The sequence below is a fragment of the Methanofervidicoccus sp. A16 genome (genome assembly GCF_003351865.1).
Taxonomy (GTDB): domain Archaea; phylum AGJL01; class Methanococci; order Methanococcales; family Methanococcaceae; genus Methanofervidicoccus.
Map to the genome: position 1 here is coordinate 316,514 of NZ_CP022242.1, position 16,234 is coordinate 332,747.

Annotated in this window: 12 protein-coding genes; 6 read left to right on the forward strand and 6 right to left on the reverse strand. The window is 35.8% G+C overall.

Annotated elements, in window-relative coordinates:
- The first annotated feature begins 63 nt into the window (after positions 1 to 63).
- The 4 genes from CFE53_RS01515 to CFE53_RS01530 all read left to right on the forward strand — a co-directional run bounded on the left by CFE53_RS01515 (position 64) and on the right by CFE53_RS01530 (position 8,312).
- Positions 64 to 564 carry a 4Fe-4S binding protein gene (locus tag CFE53_RS01515; protein WP_148120143.1) on the forward strand — a complete coding sequence of 167 codons (501 nt, stop codon included), beginning with the start codon at positions 64 to 66 and terminating at the stop codon, positions 562 to 564.
- A gap of 60 nt (positions 565 to 624) precedes the next feature.
- The gene (locus tag CFE53_RS01520; protein ID WP_172456338.1) at positions 625 to 4,497 is read left to right on the forward strand and encodes a DUF5711 family protein; all 3,873 of its coding nucleotides are present in this window, start codon (positions 625 to 627) and stop codon (positions 4,495 to 4,497) included.
- Positions 4,498 to 4,691: 194 nt separating this feature from the next.
- Positions 4,692 to 7,031: a tetratricopeptide repeat protein gene (locus tag CFE53_RS01525; protein ID WP_148120147.1), complete on the forward strand. Its 2,340-nt coding sequence runs from the start codon at positions 4,692 to 4,694 to the stop codon at positions 7,029 to 7,031.
- Between the two features lie 198 nt (positions 7,032 to 7,229).
- The gene (locus tag CFE53_RS01530; protein ID WP_371678123.1) at positions 7,230 to 8,312 is read left to right on the forward strand and encodes a DUF123 domain-containing protein; all 1,083 of its coding nucleotides are present in this window, start codon (positions 7,230 to 7,232) and stop codon (positions 8,310 to 8,312) included.
- Positions 8,313 to 9,105: 793 nt separating this feature from the next.
- Here CFE53_RS01530 and CFE53_RS01535 read toward each other — a convergent pair.
- From CFE53_RS01535 to CFE53_RS01550, 4 genes are all read right to left on the reverse strand, one after another.
- Complete coding sequence (locus tag CFE53_RS01535) at positions 9,106 to 9,960, reverse strand: fumarate hydratase (protein WP_148120148.1); 855 nt, start codon at positions 9,958 to 9,960, stop codon at positions 9,106 to 9,108.
- An 8-nt stretch (positions 9,961 to 9,968) separates the two neighbouring features.
- Positions 9,969 to 10,817, reverse strand: a complete 849-nt coding sequence (locus CFE53_RS01540) for a CBS domain-containing protein (RefSeq protein WP_148120150.1) — start codon at positions 10,815 to 10,817, stop codon at positions 9,969 to 9,971.
- Between the two features lie 28 nt (positions 10,818 to 10,845).
- Positions 10,846 to 11,397: a CBS domain-containing protein gene (locus CFE53_RS01545; RefSeq protein WP_172456339.1), complete on the reverse strand. Its 552-nt coding sequence runs from the start codon at positions 11,395 to 11,397 to the stop codon at positions 10,846 to 10,848.
- A gap of 68 nt (positions 11,398 to 11,465) precedes the next feature.
- Complete coding sequence (locus CFE53_RS01550; protein WP_148120152.1) at positions 11,466 to 11,963, reverse strand: 6-carboxytetrahydropterin synthase; 498 nt, start codon at positions 11,961 to 11,963, stop codon at positions 11,466 to 11,468.
- 373 nt (positions 11,964 to 12,336) lie between these two features.
- Between CFE53_RS01550 and CFE53_RS01555 the strand changes: the two genes are divergently transcribed.
- Positions 12,337 to 13,497 (forward strand): cation:proton antiporter, encoded by a 1,161-nt coding sequence (locus CFE53_RS01555; protein WP_148120153.1) that lies wholly within the window; start codon positions 12,337 to 12,339, stop codon positions 13,495 to 13,497.
- Positions 13,498 to 13,506: 9 nt separating this feature from the next.
- On the opposite strand, the gene mfnD is transcribed toward CFE53_RS01555, so the two are convergent.
- Together mfnD and serB are read right to left on the reverse strand one after the other, a co-directional pair.
- Positions 13,507 to 14,394 carry a tyramine--L-glutamate ligase gene (mfnD, locus tag CFE53_RS01560; protein ID WP_148120155.1) on the reverse strand — a complete coding sequence of 296 codons (888 nt, stop codon included), beginning with the start codon at positions 14,392 to 14,394 and terminating at the stop codon, positions 13,507 to 13,509.
- A gap of 70 nt (positions 14,395 to 14,464) precedes the next feature.
- Positions 14,465 to 15,103 carry a phosphoserine phosphatase SerB gene (gene serB, locus CFE53_RS01565; protein ID WP_148120157.1) on the reverse strand — a complete coding sequence of 213 codons (639 nt, stop codon included), beginning with the start codon at positions 15,101 to 15,103 and terminating at the stop codon, positions 14,465 to 14,467.
- Between the two features lie 271 nt (positions 15,104 to 15,374).
- On the opposite strand from serB, the gene CFE53_RS01570 reads away from it, so the two are divergent.
- The gene (locus CFE53_RS01570) at positions 15,375 to 16,121 is read left to right on the forward strand and encodes a class I SAM-dependent methyltransferase family protein (protein ID WP_172456340.1); all 747 of its coding nucleotides are present in this window, start codon (positions 15,375 to 15,377) and stop codon (positions 16,119 to 16,121) included.
- Positions 16,122 to 16,234 lie beyond the last annotated feature (113 nt).

The following is a 16,234-nucleotide window of genomic DNA, read 5'->3' on the forward strand; positions in this document are numbered from 1 at the left end:
ATTCTTTTAATCATTACTTTAATAGGAACTAGGATGGATAAAAAATAAAGTAGGATGATTCTAATGACATTTGAGATGATACCTGTTAAGGATGTTATCTGTAAGTACTTTGAGGGAAACTCTGTAGAGATTAGTTTAAAGGATAAGGTAATCAGGAAGAATATAGTGATAGACCCTAAGAAGTGTATATCCTGTGGTATCTGTGTAGAAACTTGTCCCTTGAAAATTATCAAATCCGATACTCCACATCCAAAGATAGATGTTGAAAGGTGTGTTTTCTGTGGCCACTGTGTGGAGGCATGTCCAGTTGATGCAATAGAGATCGTATATCTTGTTGGAAAAGTTGTAAAGAATTATCTCTTGATATACAGGGTAGGTAGAAATAAGAAACTTGTGTACAATCCTAAGAGATGTATAATGTGTTTAGTCTGTAAGAAAAACTGTCCCTTTGGGGCTATTTATGTGGAGGATGAGAGTATTAAATTTGATATGGAGAGATGCACCTTATGTGGTTACTGTGGGTATCTATGTCCCTGTGATGCTATAGGGTTTGAGGGGGATTAAGGTTTTTATTTTTATTGTGATAATTATAATAATTATAATTAAAATGATAAGGTGAGAGAGGTGGAGAGTTTTAAAGAGAAAAATTATGGTTTGTTGTGGGAGTATGATATAGGTTATATTGAATCAATATCTATGTCTGCAGATGGAGAGTATATTGCTGTTGGTAGTGGGTATGGTGTTAGTCTCTTCAATAGAGAGGGGGAGTTGTTGTGGAAGTATAAGACAGATAGGAGTGTTAACTCAGTCTCCATAACTCCTGATGGGGAGTATGTGGTTGCTAGGAGTGGATATTATATCTACCTCTTCAACAAAAGAGGAGAATTGTTGTGGAAGTATAAGACAGATGATAGTGTTTACTCAGTCTCCATAACTCCTGATGGGGAGTATGTGGTTGCTGGGAGTTGGGATAAACATGTCTACCTCCTCAACAAAAGAGGAGAATTGTTGTGGAAGTATAAGACATATGATAGTGTTAAATCAGTCTCCATAACTCCTGATGGGGAGTATGTGGTTGCTGGGAGTAGGGATGATCATGTCTACCTCTTCAACAAAAGAGGAGAATTGTTGTGGAAGTATGAGACAGGTGGTGGAGTTAACTCAGTCTCCATAACTCCTGATGGGGAGTATGTGGTTGCTGGGAGTAGGGATGATCATGTCTACCTCTTCAACAAAAGAGGAGAATTGTTGTGGAAGTATGAGACAGGTGGTGGAGTTAACTCAGTCTCCATAACTCCTGATGGGGAGTATGTGGTTGCTGGGAGTTGGGATGATCATGTCTACCTCTTCAACAAAAGAGGAGAATTGTTGTGGAAGTATGAGACAGGTGGTGGAGTTAACTCAGTCTCCATAACTCCTGATGGGGAGTATGTGGTTGCTGGGAGTTGGGATAAACATGTCTACCTCTTCAACAAAAGAGGAGAGTTGTTGTGGAAGTATAAGACAGGTTGGTATGTTTACTCAGTCTCCATAACTCCTGATGGGGAGTATGTGGTTGCTGGGAGTGGGATATATGTCTACCTCCTCAACAAAAGAGGAGAGTTGTTGTGGGAATATGGAATAGGTAGTGTTAAATCAGTCTCCATAACTCCTGATGGGGAGTATGTGGTTGCTGGGAGTAGGGATGATCATGTCTACCTCTTCAACAAAAGAGGAGAAGTGTTGTGGAAGTATAAGACAGATGGTTGGGTTTACTCAGTCTCCATAACTCCTGATGGGGAGTATGTGGTTGCTGGGAGTCGGGATGATCATGTCTACCTCTTCAACAAAAGAGGAGAAGTGTTGTGGAAGTATAAGACAGATGGTTGGGTTTACTCAGTCTCCATAACTCCTGATGGGGAGTATGTGGTTGCTGGGAGTGGGATATATGTCTATCTCTTCAACAAAAGAGGAAAAGTGTTGTGGAAGTATAAGACAGATGGTTGGGTTTACTCAGTCTCCATAACTCCTGATGGGGAGTATGTGGTTGCTGGGAGTGAGAATAAACATGTCTACCTCTTCAACAAAAGAGGAGAGTTGTTATGGGAGTATAAGACATATGATAAAGTATACTCAGTCTCCATAACTCCTGATGGGGAGTATGTGGTTGCTGGGAGTGAGAATAAACATGTCTACCTCTTCAACAAAAGAGGAGAGTTGTTATGGGAGTATTGGACAGGTAGTGTTAACTCAATCTCCATAACTCCTGATGGGGAGTATGTGGTTGCTGGGAGTGGATGGGAAGTTTACCTCTTCAACAAAAGAGGAGAGTTGTTGTGGAAGTATTGGACAGGTGGTAGTGTTTACTCAGTCTCCATAACTCCTGATGGGGAGTATGTGGTTGCTGGGAGTGAGAATAAACATGTCTACCTCTTCAACAAAAGAGGAGAGTTGTTATGGGAGTATAAGACAGATTATATTGTATGGTCAGTCTCCATAACTCCTGATAGAAAATATATAACTGCTGGAGGAGGTAGTGTCTATCTCTTTATCTCATTAGATATAGTATCAAAAACAATAAAAAACGCTAAATCAACAATCTCTCAAATAAAATCCAAATACAGTGTTAAAGAGGCTGAACACCTACTTTCCCAGGCAGAATTAGCATTTAAGGAAGAAAATTATTTAAAAGCAAGAGAACTTGCTCTAAAGGCTAAGGAAAAAGCAATAGAAATAAATAAACAGGCTGAAAAAGCTGAAAATGCTATAAAAAACGCTAAATCAACAATTTCTCAAATAAAATCCAAATACAGTGTTAAAGAGGCTGAGCATATACTTTCCCAGGCAGAATTAGCATTTAAAGAAGGAGAGTATTCCAAAGCAGAAGAACTTGCTCTAAAGGCTAAAGAGAGAGCAATAGAAATAAGTAAACAAGCAGAAAAAATTGAATCAAAAATAAAAAAACTAGAACCACAAACAAAAATAATCTACAACTTAGACAAATTACTAGAAAGTGCAAAAAAAGAACTTAAAGAAGGAAGCCTCCAAAACGCTTCATCATACCTCAACAAATGCGAAGAACTAATCAAAAAATCCAAACCAAAACTAAAAATCAAATTCCCAAACACATCCTTCACCTTAAACAAATGGACAAAAACGAATATAGAACTAACAAACGAGGGAGACGCCATAGCAAGAGAGATAACCCTCCAGTTCTCAGATGACATAGTGGTAAAAGACATACCAAAGATAGAAGTTAAACCAAGAAGTACACAAAAAATAGAACTAAACATAAAACCAGTATCCTTCGGAGACGTACCTCTCGAAGTTAAAATAAAATACCAAGATCACTTAAAAAGAAAGTACAAACTAGAAGATTTGATAGTACTCAAAGTCGAAGAAGAAACTACAACCAGAAACATAGACATACCTCAGATAATACCGCCGGAGGTATTCCCACCAGAACTCTCAGATAGATACACAGAAACAGAGTACATTGGAAAGGGAGGATTTGCAAGGGTATTCAAGGCAAAACGTAAAAAAGACGGAGAATTAGTGGCAGTTAAAATACCTATCTCCATAGATGAATCCACAGGGAAATCCTTCATAAGGGAGATAGAGAACTGGACAAAGTTAGATCATGAAAACATCGTCAAGGTTTACGACTACAACATCGTACCAATACCCTACTTCGAGGTAGAGTTGTGTGATCACTCATTGGCAGATATAGAGAAACCCTTAGATCCAGAGGAAGCAGGGAGGATAATATTCAACGTAGCAGAGGGATTAAAATACGCCCACTCCCAGAGGATCATCCACCAGGATCTAAAACCTCAGAATATACTACTTAAAAACAACATCCCAAAGATATCAGACTGGGGATTAAGTAAAGTTATGACAGAATCCACCTCCTACTCAACAACAGGTGGAGGATATACACTCTTCTACGCCTCTCCAGAGCAGATAAACGGAGAAAAGAGAGACAACAGGACAGATATATGGCAGTTGGGAGTGATATTCTACGAGTTAGTTACCGGTGATCTACCGTTTAAGGGAGAAAATCCTATCGAGGTAGCCTCAGCTATAATACTGAAAGATCCTGTAAAACCCTCGGAGATCAACCCAGAAGCAAAAGAAGTTGAAGATATAATAATGAAATGTCTAGAGAAAAATAAAGAAAAACGTTATCAATCTGTCAAAGAACTACAGAAAGATCTGGCAGAATACCTAGGAATAAAGTACAGAGAATCTCTAAGGTTAAGTGTAAGTAGAAGGGATTTCAGAAAGTCGGCTTATTACTGTGCTGAACTACTCCTACTGAATATGAAGATCAACAACATAGTAGGTGCCTACAACTACGCTGTAGATCTCTTAGATTACACCAAGGGAGAAGATAGAGAGATAATCCAGAAGTTATGTAACCAGTTGAAAACCAGAATAGAGTACGGAATAAATGAGATCCCAGAGGAGTTAATCAAAGAGGTTGAGGTTATAATCAAAAAGTTAAGAAGAGTATAATAAAAAATAATAAAAAAATCTAAAGGTAAAAAAGTAAAATAAGTGTCATTCTCCTAAATTATACTGGATACTAAAAATTGTGTAATATGTTTTATCTTTTAATTTTTTATTTTTATAATCTTTATCATTATTTTTTTAACTATCCTTTTAATGGGAACTGAGATAAAATTAAAAAACATCAAAAGGTTATAAACATGCTCTCTAAAATCCTCAGGATCTTCAAGAAGAAAATTGACGGTAAAACAAAAGAAGAATGGTTAGATGAAGGCATATCTCTTAGTAAGGCAGGTAAATATAAAGAGGCACTGGAGTGTTTCGATAAGGTGTTGAAGATCGATCCCAACTGTGTAGATGGATGGTATAATAAAGGATTAGCCCTTAGTAAGTTAAAAAAATACGATGAAGCTATAAAATGCTTCGATAAGGCGTTGGAGATAGATCCAAAACATGCCCATGTATGGTACAACAAAGGATACATCCTCCTCAAATTAGGGAGATACGAAGAATCTATAAAGTGCTTTGATAAAGTATTAGAGATAGATCCAAGGGATAAGTATGCACTGTACAGTAAAGGATTTGCCCTTCTTAAATTAGGAAGATTCGAGGAATCTATAAAGTACTTCGATAAGGCGTTAGAAGTAGATCCAAATTATCCCTTCACATGGTACAACAAGGGGTTTGCCCTCGTCAGATTAGAAAGATACGAAGAGGCAATAAAGTGCTTCGATAAGGCATTAGAAATAAATCCAAAATACGTCCATGCATGGGACAGTAAAGGATACGCCCTTTCCAGATTAGAAAGATACGAAGAGGCAATAAAGTGCTTCGATAAGGCACTGGAGATCAACCCTAAGTATGCCCGTGCATGGTACGACAAGGGATTTGCATTTAGTGAACTGGGAGTGCACAACGAGGCAATAAAGTGCTTCGACAAGGCACTGGAGATCAACCCTAAGTACACAGATGCACTCTACAGTAAGGGATTATCCCTCGATAAACTTGGAAGATACAGGGAGGCACTACAGTGTTTTAACAGGTCTTTACTTATAAAGGACGATCCTGAGGTAAGAAAGATCAAGGAGGAGATTGAAGAAAAATTAAAGAGGCCAGAGTTAAAGATTAATCTCCTAAATACCTCCTTCATTATAAACAGATGGGATAAGGTTGAGATGGAGGTAGTTAATAGGGGAGAAGTGGTAGCGAGGGAGATAACATTCCGATTCTCAGATGAGATCACCGTTAGAAACCTACCTAATATAGATATCGAGCCAAACAGTAAGGAGATTATAGAGTTCTTCCTCAAACCTATTGCCCTTGGAGAGGTGCCTGTTGAGGTTGAAATAAGATGTAAGGATCACTTGAACAAAGAATACAGATTCAAGGAGACTGTAACACTTGAAGTTATTGAAGGTAAGGAGGATATAACACCTATGGGATCCTCCTCTAACCAGAAAATTCTAAAAACACTCCATCCACAACTCCTGGAGAAATACGTAGAGATAAAGTACATAGGAAGGGGAGGATTTTCAAAGGTATTCAAGGCAAAACGTAAAGATGGGAAGGAGGTTGCAGTTAAGGTACCTATCTCCATAGATGAATCCATAGGAAAATCATTCCTAAGGGAACTTACAAACTGGACTAGGTTAAAACACAAGAACATCGTAAAGATCTACGACTACAACATCATGCCGATACCTTACTTAGAGATGGAGTTATGTGATCAATCCTTGGCAGATATAGAGAAGCCCTTAGATCCAGAGAGGGCAGGATGGATGATATTCAACATAGCAGAGGGATTAAAATACGCCCATTCTAAAAAGATCATCCATAAAGATCTAAAACCACAGAACATCCTTCTTAAAAACGGTATTCCAAAGATATCAGACTGGGGATTAAGTAAGATAATAACAGAATCTTCTTCTACAACTACAGATAGATACCATACTCCTCTCTACGCCTCTCCAGAGCAGGTTAAAGGCGAAGATAAAGATGAGAGAACAGATATATGGCAGTTGGGAGTGATATTCTACGAACTAGTAACTGGAGAACTACCATTTAAAGGGGATAAATTCGAGGAAATAGCAATATCTATAGTAACTAAGGAACCTAGGAAGCCCTCGGAGATCAACCCGAAGGCAAAAGAAGTAGAGGACATAATAATGAAGTGCTTAGAAAAAGACAGAGAGAAACGTTATCAATCTGTAATGGAACTACAGAAGGATCTAGCAGAATACTTGGGAATAAAGTATAGAGAATCCTTAGAACTAAGTATAACTAAAAAGGACTTCGGAAGATCAGCCTACTACTGCTCTGAACTCCTACTGATGAATATGAAAGTTAACAACATGGTTAATGCCTATATCTATGCCTCAGATCTCCTCAATTACGCTAACGGTGAAGTGAAAGAACAGATCCAAGAATTATGTAACCAGTTGAAGTTTAGAATGGAGAATGGAATAAAAGACATTCCAGAAGAGTTAATCAAGAAGGCTGAGGTTATTACCCATAGGATAAAGGTAGATTCCTATAGGTGAATTTGTTAGCAAACAATATTGAATATATTATTTAATTTAATAATTATTTAATTAGTGTATAACTCTCACCAACGATTATTTTACATTGTAGATCTCTATAACTTTTTACTAATAAAGGAGGATCGAAAAGAGTAAAAAATATTAAATAATAACTTAATCTCTTTTACTTATATTTTTTCATAAATTAGGGAGATCCTTATGGACACCAGAGGATACACCTTAGAAGAAAAGTTCCATACTTTTTTAGATATACTAAGTAGAGATTTAAAAGATATGCCAGCAGTTGAAAAGGTATCTATGGAGAATAAAGAGGTAGAAGAAAGAGCCTTTAAAGTACTTCTCTCCACCATACTTAGTGCTAGGACAAAGGACGAGGTTACATTAGAAGTCTCAAAAAGATTATTTGAAAGGGTAAAAACTCCTCAGGATCTTGTAGATATAGAGGAGGAAGAGTTAGAAAGACTTATATATCCAGTGGGCTTCTACAGAACTAAGGCCAAGTATCTAAAGAAACTAGGAAAGATGTTGATAGAGGAGTTCCAGGGTAAGGTACCAAGAAAACTGGAAGATCTTATAAAACTACCTGGTGTTGGGAGAAAAACTGGAAACTTAGTGATTACTCTCGCATACGACGACTACGGTATATGTGTAGATACCCATGTCCATAGGATATGTAACAGATGGGAGTATATAGACACTGAAACTCCTGAAGAGAGTGAAATGGAGTTGAGGAAGAAACTTCCAAAGAGATACTGGAAGATTATAAATACATTACTTGTGAACTACGGTAAGAAAGTATGCTCTCCTACTCCAAAATGTAATCTATGTGCTGAAGAGATAAGGGAACTATGTCCTTATTACTATAAAGTAAAACGTATAGAAGAGGTGCTAAAAAAATACAAGTTTAGGAAGGTTTCAAAAAACAATATTCCAGATAAAAAGGGCACCTACATATTAAAGATAATGTTAAAGAATCCTAAGAATATCACATATGGAAAAAATACAGAGAGGTTTAAAAAAGGTTATTACTTCTACGTAGGATCTGCCATGGGAGATCGAAACAACCTGAAGAGAAGGATAGAGAGACACCTAAGAGAGGATAAGAAACTTCACTGGCATATAGACTATTTATTACAGTACGGTACTGTAAAAGAGATATACGTCTCAGAGGAAGGTGTAGAGTGTGAAGTGGCCAAAGATTTAAGTTTCCTTGATAGTGTGGAAGGTTTTGGATCCTCAGATTGTGGTTGCAGAAGTCATCTGTTCTATATGAAGATTTAAATTTTTGTTTAAAATAATTAAAAGATGACAAAATTAAATTAATAAATTCTCCAACTAAGAGTTTTCTACTATAAAAATAATAATATAAAAAACTATTTTATACAAAATAATATCTCCCTTGAGAATTTTAATAATATTAAAAAGATAATAAAAATAAATAAAAATAAAACTAAAATAATTAATAATGGAGTATTATTTAAAACTGCCGACCCTAGTTCCCATCAAGACTGTGATTAGAAGAATAATAAAAAAGTAATAAAAATCTTAAGAGGAATAATAAAATAAACCTTAATTCTCATCAAAGTGATGATTTAAATAATAAAAATAACAAAAAATAATAAAATTAATAATAGCAACCTGTTAGAAAGGATCTGCTCCACTCCCATAGTATTTTAAAGTACCCTAGGAGAGACTATTTATCTCTTATTTTGATTTTAATATCTTCTTTTTATATTTTTTTATTATAATTAACTTTTTTATTATAATTATTGCTATTCTTATCAGGATTTTTTGATGGGAATTAGGGTAATAATAATAAAGAAAATAATTACAAGGTAAAAAAGTAAATATATAACCCTTATTCTCTAGACTGTATTAAATACTAAAGAAAGTATAGAGTTCCCTATAAAATTCTCTTTCTTAAAAGTTTTTGCCTTTTTTATATTATTTTTTACCGATTTTTAACTCTTTATTATTTTTTAGCCATTATTATAGTTTTAAAAATTATATCTATGAATATAAAAATTAAAAAACTTTCTAAAATTATTTTCTTTAATAGAAATAATTTTTATTTTTAAATCTTCAAAATCCTCCTGCCCCACCTATGTGCCCAGCACTGGATACAGATACCAACTGGTAAAGAAGCAGTATGACAACCCATATATTCAATAAATACATCTAACGCTGTAATACTTCCTCCAAGTCCCATAGTTCCAATACCTAACTTGTTTATATCCTCTAAAAGTTCCCTCTCCAACTTAGCAATATCCCTGTTAGGATGCCTCTCTCCAATCCTCCTTAGAAGTGCCTTCTTTGCAAGTTTTAGGGCTATATCTGCAGTACCTCCCACACCTACACCTAGGATTATAGGTGGACAGGGTTTTCCACCAGCATTAGCCACAGTTTCCAGTACAAACCTCTTTATACCTTCTATGCCCTCTGCAGGAGTTAGCATCTTGAGGGCACTCATGTTTTCGCTACCTGCACCCTTGGGAAGTACCTTTATCTCTACCTCCCTATCTAACCTCTCATCCACCTCTATATCTATAAAGGGGGATCCCAGTCCAACGTTTGTTTTAAGATTCTCCCTTGTAAAGGGATCTACTACGTTAGGTCTTAGAGGTATTTCCTCAGTTGCCCTAACTACCCCTTCCCTTATCCCATCTAAGATACGGAGAATCTCAGATGATGATATATTCTTTCCTACCCTAAGAAATACAACAGGCACCCCTGTATCCTGGCAGAGAGGTATAGATCTATCCCTGGCAACCTCTATGTTCTTAAGAATAGCCCTTAGGATACTCCTTGAGATCTCACTCTCCTCCCTCTCCAGTGCAGATATGAGAGCCTTCTCTACATCTTCAGGTACAGTTGTCCCTGTCTCCTTGAAGAGTTCCACTACTACCTCCACTATATCCTCACTTTTCACAGTACCACCTAGGAATAAATCTCCCTGAGGAACGCTACAATATCCTTCTCTGTTATTACTCCTACTAAGTTATCTTTATCCTCTACCACTGGGAGAGCACCTATACCCTTATTGATCATGATCTCTGCAACACTTCTAAGGGAGTCCTCCCTACTTACCTTCACTGGATCCTTAGCCATTACCTCCTCAACTCTAACGTTTGTTATTTCCCTTACATTTCCAGTAGTCATACGGTTGAAGGCCCAGTCGCTACCTAACAGTCTTATAAAGTCTGTAGATGTTACCATACCTACCAATCTATCCTCAGATACTACTGGGAGTCTTCTAAATCCATTTCTCAACATAACCCTTGCTACGTCCTTCAACCTCATCCCTGGAGTGGCAACTATAGGATCCTCTGTCATATAGTCCTGGACAGTTTTACCCTCTATCTTGTCTATAAGATGGCGTATAACATCCCTCTCAGTTATAATGGATATTAGTATATCCTCTTTATCGATAACAGGAGTACCTCCTACATTCTTCTCAACGAATATATCTATTACCTCATCCAAGGGTGTAGATTCCCTTACACATACTGGATTGCTGGTCATTATCTCCTTTACAGGTTCATTTATTGCAGATAGGAGATTATGGTCATGTTTAAACTTCACAAGGTTGTACTTATTTCCTCCTCCCATAAAGTCCAGAATATCCATAGAAGTTACAATACCTTCAATCCTATCTGTACCTGCATCTACTACAGGTACCCTTCTACTACCACTGTTGTTCATCTTTGAAACTGCATCCCTTATGGTGGTAGAGGGATATACCTTTATAACATCTTTTTTATCCTTTATTACATCACCCACCCTCAAAATCTCCCCTCCTTAAATTTTATTATATTTAGATACTGTCGCTGTCTATACAGTTCTCACAGACGTACTTTCCATTTATGTATCTTAGACGCCCCTGGTTACCACATACTTCACATACTCCGTATATGGATTCTTGCTCCCTGGGATAATCCTCTCTATCCTTTATCTTAGATACCTCTATCATTATCTCGAAGATCTTAGGTGAGACAGAGACAATGTCGCTAACTGTAATTATACCTAAAAGTTTTCCATTCTCAACCACTGGAAGCCTCTTGATATTCTTCTTAGCCATCAACTTTGCAGCCTCTATAATTGTGGCCTTTGGAGATATGGATATAAGTTTTGGAGACACAATATCTTTAATCAAAACCTCTTTTGATTTTAGATTTCTCGCAACAACTTTATGAACGAGATCCTTCTCTGTAATTAACCCTACTGGTTCCATTGAATCATCTACTACTACTAAACCTCCTATCTTCTTATTTTTTAGTATATTGGCAGCGTCGTAGGCAGTGGCATTTAACTTTACAGTCTCCACAGGAGTACTCATAACCTCACTTACAGTAATATCAAATTCCATTACTATCACCATTTATAATTAACAATCGTTATAATTTATCTATATTTATTATCCAATATTTATAATTTTTATTTTAGATACGCCCTATTTGTTATCCCCTGACCTAATCCCTCATAAAGTGTAACCTCTATCCACTCTATGTTGTCCACATCTAACTTAAGAAGGGCCTTTTTAATAGCCTCTGTTATATAAATAGAGAGTTCCTCCGCAGTGATCCCCTTTAACGGTAAAAGTAAAACATCCTCTAGAGGGAGTTTATACTCCTTTTTACATCTTCTATAGGAGTATACAAAGTAGATATAGTCCTCTTCAATAGTGTACTTTATATGTGGATGATCTCTAGGCAACAACAGTTTATGATCTAAGCCTTGGCATACCTCTTTAACAATCTTTTTTAACACCTTAAAATCTACGACAAAGTTAAACTCTCCAGAGGGCCTTCCACCTAATCTTACATCTACGTAGTATGTATGGCCATGTATAGCCCCACAGGATTCATGTCCAAATACTATATGGGCAGATGAAAATCTTAATCCCAAGTATAACCCTTTTAACTCCAGTATCATTTTTTTCCTCTTTTAATGATTTTACTAATTTATTTGCTTATTTCCTAAAAGAATATAAAATCAACTGATAATAATTAAGGTTAACAGTAAAGGCAGAACAGTTTTTATCATGGTAAATTTTTCCTTTCTCCTTTCAAAAATAGGAAGAGAGATATAAATAATGTAGTAATAATGGAAATAATTTTAGTACTCTTAGATCTCAATATTTTATTTTACTATTTTTTAATGTTCAACAACTTTTAAAACTTACTTTTAAATTTTAATTATATTATTTATAATTATTAATAATTTATTTATATAGTAAATTTATAAAAAGAGGTTTACCTATTTAACCTGTTGGAGTTAATTAAATCTTTCCAACCTCGGTGGAACTGTGGAACTGTATATAACATTCTTTATTATAATAACCTCTATATTCCTAGTACCTATCATCTTAAAGAGGTTCAACATACCAGGGATTACTGCTATAATGTTGGCAGGGATACTCATAGGACCTTACGGTCTTGGTATTGTAGATATTGATGAAGCTCTTAAAACCTTTTCTACCTTTGGAGCCATATTTCTCATGTTCTTGGCGGGAATGGAGGTGGATAATGAAACTCTAATTAGAGGGTTTAAAAGATCCCTATTTATCTCCCTATTTTCTGCAGTAATATGTGGTATTGGAGGATACTATATAGGAAGTCTTTTAGGTCTCGACTATCTAGGTGCCCTACTTTATGGTATTATGTTCGCCTCTAACTCTGTAGGTATAGTTTACGCCCTTTTAGATGAGTTAGATATGATGAGATCAAAGTTTGGAACTATACTCCTGGGAGCTGTTGTACTATCCGAGGTACTAGGGATGATACTCCTGGCTACAGTATCCAAAATCAGTTTAAATCAGGGTTTAGAGGGATCTGTATTGTTTATTATACAGATACTCCTCTACATCTTAGGTTTATTACTACTAATTCCACTTATTACAAAGAAGATATTTAAGAGATTTGAAAAACTTCACTGTAGAAAGATACACTTTGTACTTCTAATAATACTTATCTCCATACTTATTGGAGAGTACGTAGGAATACACCCTATGATATGTGCATTTATTACTGGCGTGGCTGTATCTGAGGCCCTTACTAAGGAGGAGCATGATATCTTACTTAATAATAATCTAAATGCTATAGGCTACAGTTTCTTTATACCTATATTCTTCCTAACTGTAGGTATGAACACAAATATTCGAATGCTGATGAACTTGGACAACTTGGGGATACTTGTTAGTACAGTTGGAGGTTTGATGATTTTAAAAACACTCTCTGGTTATCTCTCCTTTAAAATAATAGGTTGTGATAGACTGAAAAGTCTCTATGGAGGTCTATTAACTATCCCTCAAATTTCAGCCCCCCTTGTTGTAGCCTCCGTTGGAAGAGATCTGGGAGTATTTCCCCATAGTTTATTTGTAACTGTAGTTGTGATGATACTTATAACGTCCATTATAGCCCCGATAGTTATTAGGTATTTAGTAGATAGATATCCCCCTACAGAATAGATAATCTCCTTATAGAATGGTGATCTCTCTACTACCTTCCACTCTATACTTCAGATCCTTTCCCTTGGCGTTATCCACCAGTAATTGGGAGATAGAGGGAGTGGTGTATATACCTACAATAGATGTAGTTATCCTTGGGTTTATCTCTAGGATGTATATATCATCTCCTTTTAATAGAATATCTACACCTACATAACCATTTAAACCCTCTATCTCCTTAAGTGCCTTCACTGACTCCTCTATCATTCTATCTTTAAGTGGATGATCTATGTTGATCTCTCCTCCGATATATTTCCCATCCTTATAGTACTGTCTATTCAGGGATAAGGGATATAGTTTTTTCCCTACTATGAAACTTGCGGAGTAGGGCTCTCCCTCTATATGCTCCTGGACTATATAGTTTTCAGAGATTATCAGTTGATTGGAGCCTCCACAACCCTCTATCTCCTTTATTATGTATCTCTTTGGAGGTAAGGTTTTAGGAGTTTTAACTACACCTTTTATCCTTTCGTAGGTTAGGTATTTGTTCCCACCTATTTTAACACCTTCACTGTGAGAACCTAAGTTTAAGATATTTCTCTCCTCTATTAACTTAGTAAGTCTATAGAGCAACCTATCACTCTCAGGTGCAATTAAAAGGGCTCCCTCTATATCCTCTTTATTTAACACCTCTTTAATTGTTTCTATTACATCGGTATTCCTCTGAACATACACTTTCAGGTTGTCTCTATCTCTGTAATATTCTAAATGTTTTTCACCTATTACTGTAATAACTGTAAAATTACTATTTAGAAAGTCTTCCAACAGTCTATCAAACATTAATTTGCCCTCTTGGAGTATGCTGGGCTCTATATCTTCATTGCTCCCCACAGCGTACTCAAAAAGGAATATACTCATAATATATCCCTTCTCCATTTTTATTAAATGTCCTTGAACTTAGAAATTTTTTATATAATAAAAATCCCTCTTATTTAACGTATTTTAGTATCTCCCTTAGATCTCTCCTCTCTATAGAAACATCGGCGTTTTTCTTTAATATTTCCTTTGCACAAAATGCTATACCAAAACCTGCCCTCTTAAACATACTTATATCGTTTGCACCGTCTCCCACAACTACAGTATCCTTTAAATCTATGTTTTCTCTCTTTGCAATCTCCTCAAGGATATCTCCCTTAGCAGTGGAACTCATCACCCTTCCCCTTACCTCACCTGTTAACTTCCCATCCTTCACCACAAGTTCGTTAGAGTATGCATAGTCTAAATTTAGATCCTTCTTTATCTTTTCTGTAACGATTGTAAATCCCCCACTTACTACACCTACAACATACCCTCTATTTTTAAGTTCCTCTATGGTTTCCTTTGCACCCTTTGTCAATCTCAACTTTGGAATCAATTCCTTTACACTATCTATGGGCAATCCCTTTAAGAGTGCTACCCTCTTCCTCAGAGATTCCTCAAAATCTATCTTTCCATTCATGGCATCCTTAGTTATCCTCTTTACATCTTCCTCTACACCTGCCAGTTTAGCCAGTTCATCTATTGTCTCCTCCTCTATTAGAGTACTGTCTAGATCAAAGAGCACAAGACCTCTTTTATTTTTTTTCATCCCATCACCAGGAATAATATAATTTCCAATATTAACTATTAAAACTCTAATAAAAAGAAAACTACTTATATTAAATAAAACTCTCATAAAAATAATAAAATTATTATTAAAAAATATGACAAAAAAGAGTAATCTTATTGTTATTCTCTAACTGGGAAGGAGGGATATATTTTATTATTTTATAATTTTATTAATTTTTATTTTAATTATTATAATTTTAAAAATATCTGTACTAAACAAATAACTAGTTTATAATTTTCAAAAGGATAATATGCTGAAATATCAGAAAGTTGGAGATATAGTTCTAGTAAAGAGAGATTTGTCTCAGGAGGAGATAGATTACATAGTGAATAAAACTAGGTGTAAAACGATAGTAAAATACGAAGGTATAAAAGGAGATCTTAGAAGACCAAAGATCAAGATAATATATGGCAGTGAGACCGAAACTATCCATAAGGAATACGGTTGTCTATTTAAATTGGATGTATCGAAGGTTATGTGGAGTATGGGCAATATAGAGGAGAGGAAAAGGATGGCTCATATATCCCATCCAAGGGAAGTAGTAGTAGATATGTTTGCAGGAATAGGTTACTTCTCTATACCTATGGCCAAGTACTCCAGGCCTAAGAGAATCTACGGGGTAGAGATAAATCCAGATGCCTACTACTATCTAGAGGAAAATATTAGGTTAAATAAGTTGAAGAATGTTGTACCTATTTTGGAGGATAATAGGAATTTAGACCTTGAGAATATTGCAGATAGGGTAATAATGGGATACATACTTAAAACTAGGTTCTTCTTAGATAAGGCTTTTCAACTTCTAAAAGAGGAAGGAGGAGTTATACACTATCACGATACCTTACCTGAGAAGGCGATATATTCAGAGGGTGTTTGTAATATAATCAAAACTGCTGAAAATTACAATTATAGATTAACATCCTACCACGTACATATGATAAAAAAATATGCTCCAGGGGTATGGCATATAGTGATAGATGCTAGGGTGGAGGGGCGTTGATCTTTTACCTATATTTGTGCTACAAAACACACAAAACCATAACCTTTATATAGAAGTTTGTAATCATATATATACCGAAGGAGTAGAATATAAAGTAATAAAAAAATAAAAGG

What these genes read in the sequence shown, in the direction of transcription:
- CFE53_RS01550 (WP_148120152.1), bottom strand. Translation starts at nt 11,963, where the DNA reads ATGATACTGGAGTTAAAAGGGTTATACTTGGGATTAAGATTTTCATCT.
- CFE53_RS01570 (WP_172456340.1), top strand. Translation starts at nt 15,375, where the DNA reads ATGCTGAAATATCAGAAAGTTGGAGATATAGTTCTAGTAAAGAGAGAT.
- CFE53_RS01530 (WP_371678123.1), top strand. Translation starts at nt 7,230, where the DNA reads ATGGACACCAGAGGATACACCTTAGAAGAAAAGTTCCATACTTTTTTA.
- CFE53_RS01545 (WP_172456339.1), bottom strand. Translation starts at nt 11,397, where the DNA reads ATGGAATTTGATATTACTGTAAGTGAGGTTATGAGTACTCCTGTGGAG.
- mfnD (WP_148120155.1), bottom strand. Translation starts at nt 14,394, where the DNA reads ATGAGTATATTCCTTTTTGAGTACGCTGTGGGGAGCAATGAAGATATA.
- CFE53_RS01525 (WP_148120147.1), top strand. Translation starts at nt 4,692, where the DNA reads ATGCTCTCTAAAATCCTCAGGATCTTCAAGAAGAAAATTGACGGTAAA.
- serB (WP_148120157.1), bottom strand. Translation starts at nt 15,103, where the DNA reads ATGAAAAAAAATAAAAGAGGTCTTGTGCTCTTTGATCTAGACAGTACT.
- CFE53_RS01515 (WP_148120143.1), top strand. Translation starts at nt 64, where the DNA reads ATGACATTTGAGATGATACCTGTTAAGGATGTTATCTGTAAGTACTTT.